Origin of the sequence: Streptomyces marokkonensis (assembly GCF_008312835.1) — a bacterium.
Taxonomy (GTDB): Bacteria; Actinomycetota; Actinomycetes; order Streptomycetales; family Streptomycetaceae; genus Streptomyces; species Streptomyces marokkonensis_A.
Genome location: NZ_VSKS01000034.1, coordinates 18328 through 34039, shown reverse-complemented (window position 1 = coordinate 34039; position 15712 = coordinate 18328). Strand labels below are relative to the sequence as shown.

16 protein-coding genes and 1 pseudogene are annotated in these 15712 nt (G+C 70.4%); 8 read left to right on the top strand and 9 right to left on the bottom strand.

Features of this window, described 5'->3' with window-relative positions:
* Positions 1-113: 113 nt before the first annotated feature.
* A complete protein-coding gene (locus F1615_RS34580; protein ID WP_149553002.1) occupies positions 114-410 on the bottom strand; it encodes a DUF397 domain-containing protein in 297 nt (98 codons plus the stop codon).
* Positions 392-879: pseudogene (locus F1615_RS34575) on the bottom strand (Scr1 family TA system antitoxin-like transcriptional regulator). Before F1615_RS34575 ends, F1615_RS34580 begins: the two are co-directional and overlap by 19 nt.
* 115 nt (positions 880-994) lie before the next feature.
* Between F1615_RS34575 and F1615_RS34570 the strand changes: the two are divergent.
* The 4 genes from F1615_RS34570 to F1615_RS34555 are packed head-to-tail and all read left to right on the top strand — an operon-like array spanning position 995 to position 3072.
* Complete coding sequence (locus tag F1615_RS34570) at positions 995-1204, top strand: hypothetical protein (protein ID WP_149553001.1); 210 nt, start codon at positions 995-997, stop codon at positions 1202-1204.
* Complete coding sequence (locus F1615_RS34565) at positions 1201-1416, top strand: hypothetical protein (RefSeq protein ID WP_037935672.1); 216 nt, start codon at positions 1201-1203, stop codon at positions 1414-1416. Before F1615_RS34570 ends, F1615_RS34565 begins: the two co-directional genes overlap by 4 nt.
* A gap of 21 nt (positions 1417-1437) precedes the next feature.
* Positions 1438-2184 (top strand): DNA repair protein RecO, encoded by a 747-nt coding sequence (gene recO, locus F1615_RS34560; RefSeq protein WP_149553000.1) that lies wholly within the window; start codon positions 1438-1440, stop codon positions 2182-2184.
* A 36-nt stretch (positions 2185-2220) separates the two neighbouring features.
* The gene (locus F1615_RS34555; RefSeq protein WP_149552999.1) at positions 2221-3072 is read left to right on the top strand and encodes an isoprenyl transferase; all 852 of its coding nucleotides are present in this window, start codon (positions 2221-2223) and stop codon (positions 3070-3072) included.
* 127 nt (positions 3073-3199) lie between these two features.
* On the opposite strand, the gene F1615_RS34550 is transcribed toward F1615_RS34555, so the two are convergent.
* The 4 genes from F1615_RS34550 to F1615_RS34535 form a co-directional block, all read right to left on the bottom strand.
* Positions 3200-3610, bottom strand: a complete 411-nt coding sequence (locus tag F1615_RS34550; protein ID WP_037935665.1) for a Fur family transcriptional regulator — start codon at positions 3608-3610, stop codon at positions 3200-3202.
* 61 nt (positions 3611-3671) lie between these two features.
* On the bottom strand, positions 3672-4574 hold the full coding sequence (locus tag F1615_RS34545) for a metal ABC transporter permease (RefSeq protein WP_149552998.1): 903 nt from the start codon (positions 4572-4574) through the stop codon (positions 3672-3674).
* A complete protein-coding gene (locus F1615_RS34540) occupies positions 4574-5344 on the bottom strand; it encodes a metal ABC transporter ATP-binding protein (RefSeq protein WP_149552997.1) in 771 nt (256 codons plus the stop codon). The genes F1615_RS34545 and F1615_RS34540 overlap by 1 nt, the downstream gene beginning before the upstream one ends.
* 23 nt (positions 5345-5367) lie before the next feature.
* Complete coding sequence (locus F1615_RS34535) at positions 5368-6366, bottom strand: metal ABC transporter substrate-binding protein (RefSeq protein WP_149552996.1); 999 nt, start codon at positions 6364-6366, stop codon at positions 5368-5370.
* Positions 6367-6583: 217 nt separating this feature from the next.
* On the opposite strand from F1615_RS34535, the gene F1615_RS34530 reads away from it, so the two are divergent.
* A complete protein-coding gene (locus F1615_RS34530; RefSeq protein ID WP_149552995.1) occupies positions 6584-7966 on the top strand; it encodes a glycine--tRNA ligase in 1383 nt (460 codons plus the stop codon).
* Between the two features lie 87 nt (positions 7967-8053).
* On the opposite strand, the gene F1615_RS34525 is transcribed toward F1615_RS34530, so the two are convergent.
* On the bottom strand, positions 8054-8260 hold the full coding sequence (locus tag F1615_RS34525) for a hypothetical protein (RefSeq protein WP_149552994.1): 207 nt from the start codon (positions 8258-8260) through the stop codon (positions 8054-8056).
* 161 nt (positions 8261-8421) lie between these two features.
* Here F1615_RS34525 and F1615_RS34520 point away from each other — a divergent pair, with 161 nt between their 5' ends.
* Both F1615_RS34520 and dusB read left to right on the top strand, forming a co-directional pair.
* A complete protein-coding gene (locus F1615_RS34520) occupies positions 8422-8889 on the top strand; it encodes a hypothetical protein (RefSeq protein ID WP_149552993.1) in 468 nt (155 codons plus the stop codon).
* A 63-nt stretch (positions 8890-8952) separates the two neighbouring features.
* The gene (gene dusB, locus F1615_RS34515) at positions 8953-10155 is read left to right on the top strand and encodes a tRNA dihydrouridine synthase DusB (RefSeq protein WP_149552992.1); all 1203 of its coding nucleotides are present in this window, start codon (positions 8953-8955) and stop codon (positions 10153-10155) included.
* On the opposite strand, the gene F1615_RS34510 is transcribed toward dusB, so the two are convergent.
* The gene (locus F1615_RS34510; protein WP_425385679.1) at positions 10156-11868 is read right to left on the bottom strand and encodes a CDP-alcohol phosphatidyltransferase; all 1713 of its coding nucleotides are present in this window, start codon (positions 11866-11868) and stop codon (positions 10156-10158) included.
* Between the two features lie 500 nt (positions 11869-12368).
* Between F1615_RS34510 and ppdK the strand changes: the two genes are divergently transcribed.
* On the top strand, positions 12369-15116 hold the full coding sequence (ppdK, locus tag F1615_RS34505) for a pyruvate, phosphate dikinase (RefSeq protein WP_149552991.1): 2748 nt from the start codon (positions 12369-12371) through the stop codon (positions 15114-15116).
* A gap of 132 nt (positions 15117-15248) precedes the next feature.
* On the opposite strand, the gene F1615_RS34500 is transcribed toward ppdK, so the two are convergent.
* Positions 15249-15674 (bottom strand): excalibur calcium-binding domain-containing protein, encoded by a 426-nt coding sequence (locus F1615_RS34500; RefSeq protein WP_149552990.1) that lies wholly within the window; start codon positions 15672-15674, stop codon positions 15249-15251.
* Positions 15675-15712 lie beyond the last annotated feature (38 nt).

Genomic DNA, 15712 nt, shown 5'->3' with positions numbered 1-15712 from the left:
CCGGCTCCGACGTACCGGGCCGGCGGGCCGACGCACTCGGCCCGCCGGCCCACCACCATGTCCGCCGCGGCGCGGTCCTCGCCGCCGTGCGGCACCAGCGGCCTCGCCCGAGATCAATGGTCAGACAGGTCCCGGCGGACCCTGACGCCGCGTACGAACTGCGCCCAGGCGGCCGACCGGACGACGATCACGGGGCCGCCGTTCAGCTTGCTGTCCCGGACGGGGACGACACCGGGGACTCCGTCGGCCACTTCGAGGCATGCCTCGCCGCCGTCGCCGCCGCTGTACGTGCTCTTGCGCCAGCGGGCGGCGCCGGGGAAGTCGTATGCGACCTCGAGGCACTCGCCTCCGTTGCCGTCGCTGTGGGTGCTCTTGCGCCAGCGTGCGTTGCTCAGGTCGAACTCGCGCATCGTCTGAAGTCCTCCGCAGCCGACTCGATCAGGGAGAGGGACGCCTCCCAGGACAAGGCGGCGGCCCTGATGTGATCGTAAGACGCCCGAGTGCGCTTCACCAGCGCCGGTTCGTCCAGCAAGCTGCCCGAAAGCACGCCTTCTGTATAGACAGTTGGGGGCGCGTCGTCGAACTCCATGAGCTTCATCAGTTTGCCCATGGCCGGGTGCGCCCCCGCAGAGAAATCTGGTCCCTGATGAGCTTGCGCCACATCCGCTCGAAAATACCGTCGGTTCGCAGCGCCTCGTCGATCCGCTGGGCCACATCCAATTGCGGCTTGCGAATGGCCTGTTCGAACTGGCCGATGTAGCCGCCGGAGACGAAGACCCGCGTCCCCAGCTCCACCTGCGTGAACCCCACCTCCTCCCGCCGTCGCTTCAGTTCCGCACCGAAGAACTCCCACGCCGCCCGGCGCGAACCGTTGGCCATTGCTCAACCCCTTTGTGCAGCCCCGCGCTTGTAGCGCTTAAACCCCTTCCCAGTCTAAGTACGCACCGTCACGGTGGGTATGCGAAGAGTGAAACACGAAGGGAAGGGAATCACGGTGACGGCACAACACTCGGCGGTCTGCGTCGGAGAAGCGGAGGACGTGGTGAAGGAATTGCGGGCGGCACTCGCGAAGGCCGGAATTTCCCTGCCGTCACTGGGGCTGGACCCGGTGAGTCTCGCGCGGGAGGCGCCCTGTCCGCTCATCGAACTGGGACGGTGCTCCGTGGAGACCGCGCGGCGGATCGCGGCGGCGGTGCTGCGGTGAAGCCGCCCGTCGGCGCGTACGTCGTGGACACCGGGACCGAGCGGATCGGCATCGTCATGGGCCACGAGGGGCCCTACGTCCAGCTGAGACCGTGCGGCGGCGGCCGCGAGTGGGACGCCGACCCCGACGTCGTACGGCAGGCGACCGACGCCGAGCGGCTGCGTGCGGCGACGGCGTACGCCAATGCCCGCAGTCGCGGTGAGGTGCCTTGAACGTAAGCGACAATGGACGCCATGAGTCTGTTCCGCGACGACGGCATCGTGCTGCGCACCCAGAAGCTGGGTGAAGCGGACCGGATCATCACCTTGCTCACGCGGGGTCACGGGCGGGTACGCGCCGTGGCGAGGGGCGTGCGCCGGACGAAGTCCAAGTTCGGCGCGCGCCTCGAGCCGTTCTCGCACGTGGACGTGCAGTTCTTCTCCAAGGGCAGCGAGCTGATCGGCCGCGGCCTGCCGCTGTGCACGCAGAGCGAGACCATCGCCCCGTACGGGGGCGGGATCGTGACGGACTACGCGCGCTACACCGCCGGCACGGCCATGCTGGAGACCGCCGAGCGGTTCACCGACCACGAGGGCGAGCCGGCGGTGCAGCAGTACCTGCTGCTGGTCGGCGCCCTGCGGACGCTCGCCCGGGGCGAGCACGCACCGCATCTGGTGCTCGACGCGTTCCTGCTGCGCTCCCTCGCCGTCAACGGGTACGCGCCCAGCTTCACCGACTGCGCGAAGTGCGGGATGCCCGGACCCAACCGCTTCTTCTCGGTCGCGTCGGGCGGTTCCCTCTGCCCCGACTGCCGGGTGCCCGGCAGCGTCGTACCCTCGCCGCAGGCCCTGGAACTCCTGGGGGCGCTGCTTACGGGAGACTGGGAGACCGCGGACGCGTGCGAGGCGCGGTACGTCCGGGAGGGCAGCGGGCTGGTGTCCGCCTACCTGCACTGGCATCTGGAGCGTGGGCTGCGCTCGCTCCGGTACGTCGAGAAGTAGCGCGCGCAGCGCACAGCCAGAGGAGACGAGAGGCACATGGTCGTACGCGGGTTCCTGGGGCGTCAGCGCCGGGAGTACAGGACGCCGGAACCGCACCCGTCGGGCGCGCGGCCGCCGAAGCTCCCCGGCGAGCTGGTCCCGAACCACGTGGCGATCGTCATGGACGGCAACGGGCGCTGGGCGAAGGAGCGGGGGCTGCCGCGCACCGAGGGGCACAAGGTCGGTGCCGAGCGGGTGCTGGACGTGCTCCAGGGCGCGGTCGAGATGGGCGTGGGGGCGATCTCGCTGTACGCCTTCTCCACGGAGAACTGGAAGCGCTCGCCGGACGAGGTGCGCTTCCTGATGAACTTCAACCGCGACTTCATCCGCAAGACCCGTGACCAGCTCGACGAGCTGGGGATCCGGGTGCGGTGGGTCGGGCGGATGCCCAGGCTGTGGAAGTCGGTGGCCAAGGAGCTGCAGGTCGCCCAGGAGCAGACGAAGGACAACGACCGGCTGACCCTGTACTTCTGCATGAACTACGGCGGGCGGGCGGAGATCGCGGATGCCGCGCAGGCGCTGGCCGAGGACGTGAAGGCCGGACGGCTGGATCCGTCGAAGGTCAACGAGAAGACGCTGCAGAAGTACATGTACTACCCGGACATGCCGGACGTGGACCTGTTCCTGCGGCCGAGCGGTGAGCAGCGCACGTCCAACTACCTGCTGTGGCAGAGCGCCTACGCGGAGATGGTCTTCCAGGACGTCCTGTGGCCGGACTTCGACCGGCGTGATCTGTGGCGGGCGTGCCTGGAGTTCGCGTCGCGGGACCGGCGGTTCGGCGGGGCGATCCCGAACGAGGAGCTGCTGGCGATGGAGGGGCGGGCCCCGGAGGCGGAGCAGCAGGGCTGACACGGGTGCCCGGGGCGGGTCGCGCGGTCCGTGAAGACGCCCCAGGGGCGCGGGGAGCCGGGCGACCAGCCACAACGCACCCGAGGCCGCCGACGCGCCGCAGCCCCACGGCGGAATCGCGCTCGGTTCAGCCCGCGGCGCACTCCGCGCACGTGCCGAAGATCTCCACCGTGTGGGCCACGTTGACGTAGCCGTGTTCCGCCGCGATGGCCTCCGCCCACTTCTCCACCGCCGGGCCCTCGACCTCGACCGCCTTGCCGCAGCTGCGGCACACCAGGTGGTGGTGATGGTCGCCGGTGGAGCAGCGCCGGTAGACGGACTCGCCGTCGGCGGTGCGCAGGACGTCGACCTCGCCCGCGTCGGCGAGTGACTGCAGCGTGCGGTAGACCGTGGTGAGCCCGACCGAGTCGCCCTTGTGCTTGAGCATGTCGTGGAGCTCCTGCGCGCTGCGGAACTCGTCGACCTCCTGAAGGCAAGCCGCCACGGCGGCGCGCTGCCGTGTGGCGCGGCCCTTCACGGGCGGTCCTGCGGTCGTCACCGGATTGCCTCCTCACGTCTGGCATCTGCCCGGGCCATTGTGCCAGCCGGGCAGTGGCGAGTCAGGCGCCGACCTCGTCGCCGGCCTTGCGGCTGACCGGAATCGCGCACTCGGCGGGGTCGCCGCCGGGTTGCGCGGCGGCCAGCGCCCGGGCGCGGCGGCGGGCCAGCGGGGCCGCCAGCGCGGTCAGCGCGATGAACGCGCCGATGGTCAGCAGCACGATCGTCGCGCCGGGCGGCACGTCCTGGTAGTACGAGGTGACCGTACCGCCGATGGTCACGCTCACGCCGATCGCGACGGCGATGGCGAAGGTGGCGGCGAAGCTGCGGGTGAGCTGCTGGGCCGCCGCCACGGGCACCACCATGAGCGCGCTCACCAGCAGCAGGCCGACCACGCGCATCGCGACCGAGACGGTCACCGCCGCCGTGATCGCCGTGAGCAGGTTGAGGAACCGCACCGGCAGGCCCGTCACCCGCGCGAACTCCTCGTCCTGGCTGACCGCGAACAACTGCCGGCGCAGACCGACGGTGACCAGCATCACGAACGCGGCCAGCAGGCAGATCGCCGTGACGTCGGACTCGGACACGGTGGACAGGGAGCCGAAGAGGAACGAGGAGAGGTTCGTGGTGGAGCCGCCGGGGGCGAGGTTGATGAACATGACGCCGCCGGCCATACCGCCGTAGAACAGCATCGCGAGGGCGATGTCGCCGCGGGTCTTGGCGTACCAGCGGACCAGTTCCATGAAGACGGCGCCGAGGACGGAGACCAGGGTCGCCATCCACACCGGGGACCAGGTGAGCAGGAAGCCGAGGCCGACGCCGGTCATCGCCACGTGGCCGATGCCGTCGCCCATGAGGGCCTGGCGGCGCTGGACCAGGTAGATGCCGACGGCGGGGGCGGTGATGCCGACCAGGACGGCGGCGAGCAGCGCCCGCTGCATGAAGGCGTAGTCGAGGATCTCCATCAGCTGAGCAGTCCTGTGCGCATCGGTTCGGCGCCCGCGGGGGCGTGCGGGTGTACGTGGTCGTGGCCGGGCAGGGCGTGCTGGCCGACGGCCTTGGGGGGCGGGCCGTCGTGCGCGACGCAGCCGTCGCGGAGTACGACCGCCCGGTCGATCAAGGGCTCCAGTGGGCCCAGTTCGTGCAGGACGAGGAGGACGGTGGCGCCCTCGGAGACCTGGTGGCGCAGGGTCTCGGCGAGCACCTCCTGGCTCGCCAGGTCCACGCCCGCCATCGGCTCGTCCATGATCAGCAGTTCGGGTGCGGCGGCGAGCGCGCGGGCGATCAGGACCCGCTGGTGCTGGCCGCCGGAGAGGGCGTCGACGGAGTCCCTGGCGCGGCCCGCCATGCCGACGAGGTCCAGGGCCTGGCGTACGGCCTCGCGGTCGGCCTTGCGGAAGACGCCGAAGCGGGTGCGGGCCAGGCGGCCCGAGGAGACGACCTCGGTGACCGTGGCGGGCACGCCTCCCGCGGCGGTGGTGCGCTGCGGGACGTAGCCCACGCGCGCCCAGTCGCGGAACCGGCGCTGCGGGGTGCCGAACAGTTCGATCTCCCCGGCGCTGACGGGCACTTGGCCGATGACGCTGCGCACGGCGGTCGACTTGCCGGAGCCGTTGGCGCCGAGCAGGGCGACGACCTCACCGCGGCGCACGGTGAGGTCGATGCCGCGCAGGACGGGGCGCGAGCCCAGCTCGGCGCGGACGCCGCTCAGGGAAATGACGGGCTCGGTGCTCATGCCGTCCTCCGGTGGTTCGTCGGTCACTTGGCGCCCAGGGCCGTCCGCAGGGCCTCGAGGTTGGCTTCCATGACCTGGAAGTAGTCGTCGCCGCGGGAGCTGTCGGTGATGCCCTCGATCGGGTCGAGGACGTCGGTCTTGAGCCCGGCGTCACCGGCGAGGGTCTTGGCGGTCTTGTCGCTGACGAGTGTCTCGTAGAAGACGGTGGTGACGCCGTCGGCCTTCGCCGTCTTCTGGAGCTCCTTCACGCGGGCGCCGCTGGGCTCGGACTCGGGGTCGAGGCCGCTGATGGCCTCCTCGGTCAGGCCGTAGCGCTCGGCGAGGTAGCCGAAGGCGGCGTGCGTGGTGATGAAGACGTCGGTCTTCCTGTCCTTCAGGCCGGTCTCGAACTCCGTGTTCAGGTCGTTCAGCTTGCCGACCAGGGCCTCGGTGTTCTTCTTGTAGTCGGCGGCGTGGTCCGGGTCGGCCTTCTCGAAGGCCTTGCCGACGCCCTCGGCGACCTCGGCGTACTTGACCGGGTCGAGCCAGATGTGGGGGTCCTTGCCGCCCTCGCCCTCGTGGCCGTGCTCGTCCTCGTGGCCGGGCTCTTCCTCGGCGCCGTGCTCGTCCGCGTGCTCCTCCTCGTGGCCGCCGGTCCCGGCGCCGTGCTCCTCCAGGGAGGTCAGGGTGCTCGCGTCGATCTTGGTCTTGACCTCGGACTGGCCGACGGCCTCGTCGACGGTGGGCTGGAGGCCCTTGAGGTAGAGGGCCGCGTCGGACTCCTGGAGCTGCGCGGTCTGCTTGGCGCTGATCTCCAGGTCGTGCGGCTCCTGGCCGGGCTGGGTCAGACTGGTGACGTTGACGTGCTCGCCGCCGATCTGCTCGGCGAGGAAGGCCATCGGGTAGAACGAGGCGACGACGTCGAACTTGTCGGTGTTGCCCGCGGCGGCAGAGTCGGAGGAGCAGGCGGTCAGGGTGCCGAGACCGAGGGCGGTGACCGCGGCCAGGGCGGCCGCGGATATGTGGTGTCGTCGTACGTTCATGACACTCATTTTCAACAAATATGGAAACCGTTGTCAACAAGGCACGTGAGAGCGCTGCAGGGGGCACCGAATTGGTCGCGGGGCAGGCCGCGCCGGTAGCCTGAGGGCTTCGCTGGAAGCAATCTCGCTTCGCCCGCCCGTCTCCCGACCACCACCCCTCATCGAGGCGCTACGCGCCGCACCCGTCAGTATTCGTCGTCGTAATGAAGAGAGCACCGTGGCCGCCGACAAGATCGACACCATCGTCAGCCTGAGCAAGCGCCGTGGCTTCGTATTCCCCTGCAGTGAGATCTACGGCGGCCAGCGTGCCGCCTGGGACTACGGGCCGCTGGGTGTCGAGCTCAAGGAGAACCTCAAGCGCCAGTGGTGGCGCTACATGGTGACGTCGCGCGAGGACGTGGTCGGTATCGACTCGTCCGTGATCCTGGCCCCCGAGGTGTGGGTGGCCTCCGGTCACGTCGCCACGTTCACGGACCCGCTGACCGAGTGCACCTCCTGCCACAAGCGGTTCCGCGCGGACCACCTGGAGGAGGCGTACGAGGAGAAGAAGGGCCACGCCCCGGAGAACGGCCTCGCCGACCTCAACTGCCCCAACTGCGGCAACAAGGGCACCTTCACCGAGCCCAAGCAGTTCTCGGGCCTGCTCTCCACCCACCTCGGCCCCACGCAGGACTCCGGCTCCATCGCCTACCTGCGCCCGGAGACCGCCCAGGGCATCTTCACCAACTTCGCCCAGGTGCAGACCACTTCGCGCCGCAAGCCGCCGTTCGGAATCGCCCAGATGGGCAAGTCCTTCCGCAACGAGATCACGCCCGGCAACTTCATCTTCCGCACCCGCGAGTTCGAGCAGATGGAGATGGAGTTCTTCGTCAAGCCGGGCGAGGACGAGAAGTGGCAGGAGTACTGGATGGAGCAGCGCTGGAACTGGTACACCGGCCTCGGTATGCGCGAGGAGAACATGCGGTGGTACGAGCACCCGCAGGAGAAGCTCTCCCACTACTCCAAGCGCACCGCTGACATCGAGTACCGCTTCCAGTTCGGCGGCAGCGAGTGGGGCGAGCTGGAGGGCGTCGCCAACCGCACCGACTACGACCTCGGCGCCCACTCCAAGGCCTCCGGCCAGGACCTGTCCTTCTTCGACCAGGAGGCCGGCGAGCGCTGGACGCCGTACGTCATCGAGCCGGCGGCCGGTGTCGGCCGGGCGATGCTCGCCTTCCTGCTCGACGCCTACGTCGAGGACGAGGCGCCCAACGCCAAGGGCAAGATGGAGAAGCGGACCGTGCTGCGGCTCGACCACCGCCTCGCCCCGGTGAAGGTGGCCGTCCTCCCGCTGTCCCGCAACCCGGAGCTGTCGCCGAAGGCCAAGGGCCTGGCGCAGGCGCTGCGGCAGAACTGGAACATCGAGTTCGACGACGCCGGTGCCATCGGCCGCCGGTACCGTCGCCAGGACGAGATCGGTACGCCGTTCTGCGTGACCGTCGACTTCGACACCCTGGACGACAACGCGGTGACCGTGCGCGAGCGCGACACGATGAAGCAGGAGCGGGTGTCGCTGGACCAGATCGAGGGGTACCTCGCGGCCCGGCTGATCGGCTGCTGACGTTCGTCGCCCTGTGCCCGCCCTCCACCCGACCCGGTCGGCTGGAGGGCGGGCGTTTTCGTCCACCGGGTCCGCGGGCCCGGGTGCTCAGGCGGCGGTGGGGTCCACCGTCGCCTGGTGGGCCTCCACCAGGTGCTCCTGCGCCTTGAGCCACGGCAGGAACTGCGCCCCTCTGCGCCACCCGCACGTGTCACATCTGATCGTGCGCTGTACGCCGGTGCGCTGGACGCGCACGGTGTGCTCGCGCCCGTGCAGGTCCCAGCGGCTGACCTTGCTGGTGTCGGTCTGCGGCATGACTCCTCCGGCCTCCGGTGACGGGTGCAACCGTTCTTCTGCCCCGCTTCCGGGACGACAAGGAGTGTGCAGCAAGAGCAACATCAACGGGCGCTCTCCCGAAGTGAATTCCGCCGCGGTACGGTTCTCGGCGCTGCTGCGGGGAGAGCGGGGGGCATGGAATGGCCGACGTGGTGGGCGTCCTGGTGGCCGTGATCGCGCTGGCGGTGTCCGTGTGGTCCGTCCTGTATCTGGCCCGGCAGACCAGGGCGGCCGCCGAGCAGACCGGGATCAGCAACGCGGTGGCCTCCGTCACGGCCAACGACATGGCCCTGCGCGCGCTGCGCGAGGTGCACCTGCTGATGCTCGAACGGCCCGGCTCACGCGCGTACTTCTACGCCGGCAAGCCGCTCCCCGAGCGGCCCGGGGAACGGGACGAGCGGGACGAGATCACCACCATCGCCGAACTGCTGGCGGACGTGCTGAGCAGTGGTCTCGTCGTCCACGAGAAGGTGCCCGACAGCACCAGCGCCGAGCCGTGGACCGAGTACAGCCGGCACATCCTGGCGCAGAGCCCGGTCGTGCGGGACCTGGTGCGGGACCACCCCGGGTGGTGGCCCCCGCTGGTCCCGCTGCTGCCGCCGGACTGATCACGCGCTCACCCCCGCGCCCCGGCGTGCCCGGTGCCCCGCGGCGTGCGGGACAATGGGGGAATGCCCACGCCCTCGCCGACCACGAACACGACCACGACCACGACCGGGAACGCGATCACGGACACGACCGCGGACGCGGCCCTGCGCATCGGCCCGCATGCCGTCCGGCCGCCCGTCGTGCTCGCTCCCATGGCCGGGATCACCAACGCCCCCTTCCGCACTCTGTGCAGGGAGTGGAGCGGCGGCAAGGGCCTGTTCGTCAGCGAGATGATCACCACCCGGGCGCTGGTCGAGCGCAACGACAAGACCATGCAGCTCATCAGGTTCGACGAGACCGAGAAGCCCCGCTCCATCCAGCTCTACGGCGTCGACCCGGCGACCGTCGGCAAGGCCGTCCGCATGATCGCGGAGGAGGACCTCGCCGACCACATCGACCTCAACTTCGGCTGCCCGGTGCCGAAGGTGACCCGCAAGGGCGGCGGCTCCGCCCTCCCGTACAAGCGGAACCTGCTGCGGTCGATCCTGCGCGAGGCCGTGAGCGGCGCGGGGGACCTGCCGGTGACGATGAAGATGCGCAAGGGCATCGACGACGACCACCTGACCTACCTGGACGCCGGCCGGATCGCCGTCGAGGAGGGCGTGACCGCTGTCGCGCTGCACGGCCGCACCGCCGCCCAGCACTACGGCGGCACCGCCGACTGGGACGCCGTCGCCCGGCTGAAGGAGCACGTCCCGGAGATCCCGGTGCTCGGCAACGGCGACATCTGGTCGGCCGGGGACGCGCTCAGGATGGTGCGCGAGACCGGCTGCGACGGCGTGGTCGTGGGCCGGGGGTGCCTGGGCCGGCCGTGGCTGTTCGCGGATCTGGTGGCGGCCTTCGAGGGGCGTACCGACGCCTACGTACGGCCCACCCTGCGCGAGGTCGCCGACGTCATGGTCCGGCACGCCACGCTGCTGGGGGAGTGGATCGGTGACGAGTCGCGCGGAGTGATCGACTTCCGCAAGCACGTCGCCTGGTACCTGAAGGGCTTCGCGGTCGGCTCCGAGATGCGCAAGCGGCTCGCGATCACCTCCTCGCTGGAGGAGCTGCGGGCCGGGCTCGACGAGCTGGACCTCGGCCAGCCCTGGCCGGCCGGCGCCGACGGCCCTCGCGGCCGTACGTCCGGCAACAACCGGGTGGTGCTGCCGGACGGCTGGCTGAGGGACCCCTACGACTGCGCCGGCGTCGGCGAGGACGCGGAGCTCGACACCTCCGGCGGCTGATCAGTCCCCGGTGGGGTGCGGGACGGAGCCGTAGGCCGTCAGGAAACGGTCGCGGAAGGAGCTCATCCGCCACACGGGCGCGTCCTCGGCCGGCCTGAGCCCCTCGGTCCAGTTCCAGCCGTCGATCTTCCCCAGGACCTCCGGGTCCTTGGCGACGATCGTCACCGGCACGTCCCGGCTCGCCCCGTGGCCGCTCACGCGGGCGATCGGCTGGTGGTCGCCGAGGAAGACGAGGACCGTGTCGTCGGTGCCGTACCGCTCGAGCCACTGGGTGAGACTGGTGACCGAGTACCGGATCGACCTGCCGTACTCGCGCCGGGACGCCGAGGAGTCGGCGATGACGTCGGAGGACTTCTTCCCCGCCTTCTGGACGGCGTCGAAGACCGAGCCGTCCCCGAGGTCGTCCCAGTCGACCAGTTCGGGGACCGGCGCCCAGGGCTGGTGGCTGGAGGTGAGGACGACCTCCGCCATCAGCGGCCTGTCGCGCTTCCTGCCGTGCTCCAGACGCTGGAACGCCTCCAGGGCGTACTGGTCCGGCATGGTCGACCAGCTGAACTTCGGTCCCCGGTAGCCCAGGCCGAAGGCGTCGCGGACCCTGTCGAGGCCGTACCACTCCGCCTCCGGCCAGGCCTTCCGCACCCCGGGCATGATGCCCACGGTGTCCCAGGCGCCGGTCTTCCGGAACGCCTTGGTGAGCGTGAGGTGGTCGCCGCTGGTGACGGTGCGGTAGCGCTGCTGGTTGTCGATCCACAGGCCGGACAGGGCCGTGGAGTGGCCGAGCCAGCTGCTGCCGCCGTACGTCGACGAGGTGAGCCAGCCGCTGCGCGCGCGGTAGCCGGCCCTCCCGAGCGCGGCGGTGCGGGTGTCGAGCGTGCGGGTCACGCCGGGGGCGATGAGCGGGTCCTCCAGGGCGCTGCGCCCGTAGCTCTCGACGAAGGCGATGACGACGTCCTTGCCGCGGAGGTCCGTCAGGAGCCGGCCGGGGGGAGTGGCGCCGAAGGTGTCCGCCCGTGCCTCCTTCGCGAACGCCGCCTCGTCGCGCAGGGTGTTCACCACGCGCTCGGTCTGCCCCTTCACCGCACCGGCGGCCCGGTCGGAGGCGACCGGCACACCGGCGATCTGCAGGCCCAGGGCGGTGCAGGTGACCCACACGGTGCCCGCGGTCAGAGCGCCCCGGGTGGCACGGGCGCGGTGCCGGGCGAGCAGGTTGCCGAGCCGGACGGTGGCCAGCGCCATGAGGGCCACGATCAGCAGGACGAGGAGGACCGCGCCGACGGCCGCGGCGGTGGCCGCCGTGCCGCCCATCGAGTCCGCGACGTACGACTGGGCGTCGTCGAGCAGTCCCCAGTCGAGGACGACGTTGAAGCCGCGGCCCAGGTACTCGGTGAACCCGATGTCCAGCAGGTTGAGCACGGTCAGCACGCCGATGCCCGCCCCGTAGAGGGCGGCCACGACGATCCGCGGCCGGCGGGGGAGGGCGAGCAGAGTCACGGCCCCGATGATCGCCTCGGCGGGGATGCCGGCGAAGCGGCCGGGCCGCAGGGCCGGGGCGGAGTTCGGCATCAGGAGGGCGCCGACGACCAGGACGGCCGCGAGCACGTGGACGGTCCGGCGGAGGGCGCGGGCGGCGGCGGGGTGCGCGTCGCGGGTGTCGCGCAGACGCGTGAGGGCGCGGGCGAGGACGCGGGGGAGGACGCGTGTGAAGGCGGGCAACCCGGGGGTTCCTTCCGTACCGAGCCGGTGAGGAGGCGGACCCGGCGTGGGGGTCCGGGTCCGCCGTCGTTCCGTACGGGCGGGCTGACCGGTGCGTTCATCCGACCGGTGCCTGAGCCGGTCCGCATGGTGAAATCCGGCGCGCTGTGGCAGCGTGATTCTCGCCACCCTTGATAAGGGTTGCGCTCAGATGAGCGGATCTTGGGCGACTGCACTTCTCAAAGCATGGCACTCAGTGCCACCTCTTGATCGTTCATCGAGCGAAATCAGACGTGGGGATTGCCGCTCATGTGAGCGCAATGGGGCCCTGTTGGTGGGATGGCGCGTTCAAGAAGTGAAAACACTCGGCTGTGACCGCTTGCCAAGCTTTGACTTTCAATCCGCTGGCGCACGAGTGGTTACAGGCGCATGACCCACAAGTGGACGTACCCAGACGCCTTTGATCTGGGTACATTCCTCGCCGTCAGGGCAGCCACCGCGTCCTCGAGGAGTCGAGACCCGTGTCGGAAAACAAAGATCCCCACGTAGCTCAGCCGGGCACGAGCGTTGAGAGCGTGAAGTTCGTCTACGACTTCACCGAGGGCAACAAGGACCTCAAGGACCTGCTCGGCGGCAAGGGTGCCAACCTCGCCGAGATGACCAACCTGGGCCTTCCCGTCCCGCCCGGCTTCACCATCACCACCGAGGCCTGCAAGACCTACCTCGACAGTGGCGAGGAGCCCGCGGAACTGCGTGACGAGGTGAGTGCGCACCTCGACGCCCTCGAGGCGAAGATGGGCAAGAAGCTCGGCCAGGCCGACAACCCCCTCCTCGTGTCGGTCCGCTCCGGTGCCAAGTTCTCCATGCCGGGCATGATGGACACCGTCCTCAACATCGGTCTGTCGGACAAGTCCGTGCAGGGCCTGGCCAAGCAGGCCGGCGACGACCGGTTCGCCTGGGACTCCTACCGGCGCCTCATCCAGATGTTCGGCAAGACCGTCCTCGGCGTGGACGGCGAACTCTTCGAGGATGCGCTGGACGCGGCGAAGGCGGCCAAGAAGGTCACCGTCGACACCGAGCTGGAGGCCGCCGACCTCAAGAAGCTCGTCACCAAGTTCAAGAAGATCGTCAAGACCGAGGCCGGCCGGGACTTCCCGCAGGACCCGCGCGAGCAGATGGACCTCGCCATCAAGGCCGTCTTCGACTCCTGGAACGGCGACCGGGCCAAGCTCTACCGCCGCCAGGAGCGCATTCCGCACGACCTGGGCACCGCCGTCAACGTCTGCTCCATGGTCTTCGGCAACCTCGGCCCCGACTCCGGCACCGGCGTCGCCTTCACCCGCGACCCCGCCTCCGGCCACCAGGGCGTCTACGGCGACTACCTGCAGAACGCGCAGGGCGAGGACGTGGTCGCGGGCATCCGCAACACCGTCCCGCTCGCGGAGCTGGAGCGGATCGACAAGAAGTCGTACGACCAGCTGATGCAGATCATGGAGACGCTGGAGAACCACTACAAGGATCTCTGCGACATCGAGTTCACCATCGAGCGCGGCCAGCTGTGGATGCTGCAGACCCGCGTCGGCAAGCGCACCGCGGGCGCGGCCTTCCGCATCGCCACCCAGCTCGTCGACCAGGGCCTGATCGACGAGGCCGAGGCCCTCACCCGCGTCAACGGCGCCCAGCTCGCCCAGCTGATGTTCCCGCGCTTCGACGACAGCGCCAAGGTCGAGCAGGTCGGACGCGGCATCGCCGCCTCCCCGGGCGCGGCGGTCGGCAAGGCGGTCTTCGACTCCTACACCGCCGTCAAGTGGTCGCGTTCCGGCGAGAAGGTCATCCTGATCCGCCGCGAGACCAACCCCGACGACCTCGACGGCATGATCGCGGCGGAGGGCATCCTCACCTCGCGCGGCGGCAAGACCTCCCACGCGGCCGTCGTCGCCCGCGGCATGGGCAAGACCTGTGTCTGCGGCGCCGAGGAGCTCGAGGTCGACACCAAGCGCCGCCGGATGACCGTCCCGGGCGGGCACGTGGTGGAGGAGGGCGACGTCGTCTCCATCGACGGCTCCTCCGGCAAGGTCTACCTCGGCGAGGTGCCGGTCGTGCCGTCCCCGGTCGTCGAGTACTTCGAGGGCCGGATGCACCCGGGCGCCGACGACGCCGACGAGCTGGTCGAGGCCGTGCACCGGATGATGGCCTTCGCCGACCGCAAGCGCCGGCTGCGGGTGCGCGCCAACGCCGACAACGCCGAGGACGCGCTGCGCGCCCGCCGCTTCGGCGCCCAGGGCATCGGCCTGTGCCGCACCGAGCACATGTTCCTCGGCGACCGGCGCGAGCTGGTGGAGCGGCTGATCCTGGCCGACACCGAGGCCGAGCGCGAGGAGTCCCTGAAGGGCCTGCTCCCGCTGCAGAAGCAGGACTTCGTCGAGCTGTTCGAGGCGATGGACGGCCTCCCGGTCACCATCCGCCTGCTCGACCCGCCGCTGCACGAGTTCCTCCCCGACATCACCGAACTGTCGGTCCGCGTTGCCCTCGCCGAGTCCCGGCAGGAGCCGCACGAGAACGAGCTGCGCCTCCTCCAGGCCGTGCACAGGCTGCACGAGCAGAACCCGATGCTGGGTCTGCGCGGTGTCCGCCTCGGCCTGGTCATCCCCGGTCTGTTCACCATGCAGGTGCGGGCCATCGCGGAGGCGGCGGCCGAGCGCAAGGCCGCCAAGGGCGACCCGCGCGCGGAGATCATGATCCCGCTGGTCGGCACGGTCCAGGAGCTGGAGATCGTCCGCGAGGAGGCCGACAAGGTCATCGCCGAGGTCGAGGAGGCCACCGGCACCTCGCTCAAGCTCTCCATCGGCACGATGATCGAGCTGCCGCGCGCCGCGCTGACCGCGGGCCAGATCGCCGAGGCGGCGCAGTTCTTCTCCTTCGGCACCAACGACCTCACCCAGACGGTGTGGGGCTTCTCCCGGGACGACGTGGAGGCCAGCTTCTTCACCGCCTACCTGGAGAAGGGCATCTTCGGGGTGTCGCCGTTCGAGACGATCGACAAGGACGGCGTCGGCTCCCTGGTGAAGCTCGCCGCCAAGGCCGGCCGCGAGACCCGCCCCGACCTGAAGCTCGGCGTCTGCGGCGAGCACGGCGGCGACCCGGAGTCCGTCCACTTCTTCCACGAGGTGGGCCTGGACTACGTCTCCTGCTCCCCGTTCCGCATCCCGGTCGCCCGTCTGGAGGCCGGCCGCGCGGCGGTCACCTCGGCGGGCAGCGACCACCGCTGAGCCCTCCGGGGCCGAGTGGACCCCGGAGCCGTTGCCTGTCACCCGACCACCCTCACCGATCGGCAACGGCTCCGGATCACGAAAAGAGAGGGCGGCACCCGTGCGGGGGTGCCGCCCTCTCGCGCGTGCGGGTCAGCGGTTGTCGCGCCGTCTGCGGGCCGCGAACATCACGCCGCCGCCCAGGAGGACGACGGCCGCGCCGCCGGCCGCGACGTACGGCGTGGCGTCGCTGCCGCCGGTCTCGGCGAGGTCGGTACCGGTGCCGCTCCGCTCCTTGCCGCCGGTGTCGCTGCCGGTGCTGTCGGACCCGGTGTCCGTCTCCTCCTCGTGCGGGACGAAGTCCGCGGGCGGCTGGTCGCAGCCGATGCCGTCGTTGTCGCGGTCCAGGTGCTTGCCGTAGTGGTCGTCGCCCTTGGCGATGTTGCTGTACCCGTTGTCGTACGCGTCGGTGCAGTTCTTGAACGGGTGGTTGCCGTCGTGGGCCACGGCGGTGGCCGGTACGGCGGCCAGGGCGAGGGCGGCGAGGACCGCGGCGGCGGAGGTACGGAACGGATTCATGGTGAGGAGCCCCCCAGATCGGGCGTATGTGTGTGCTC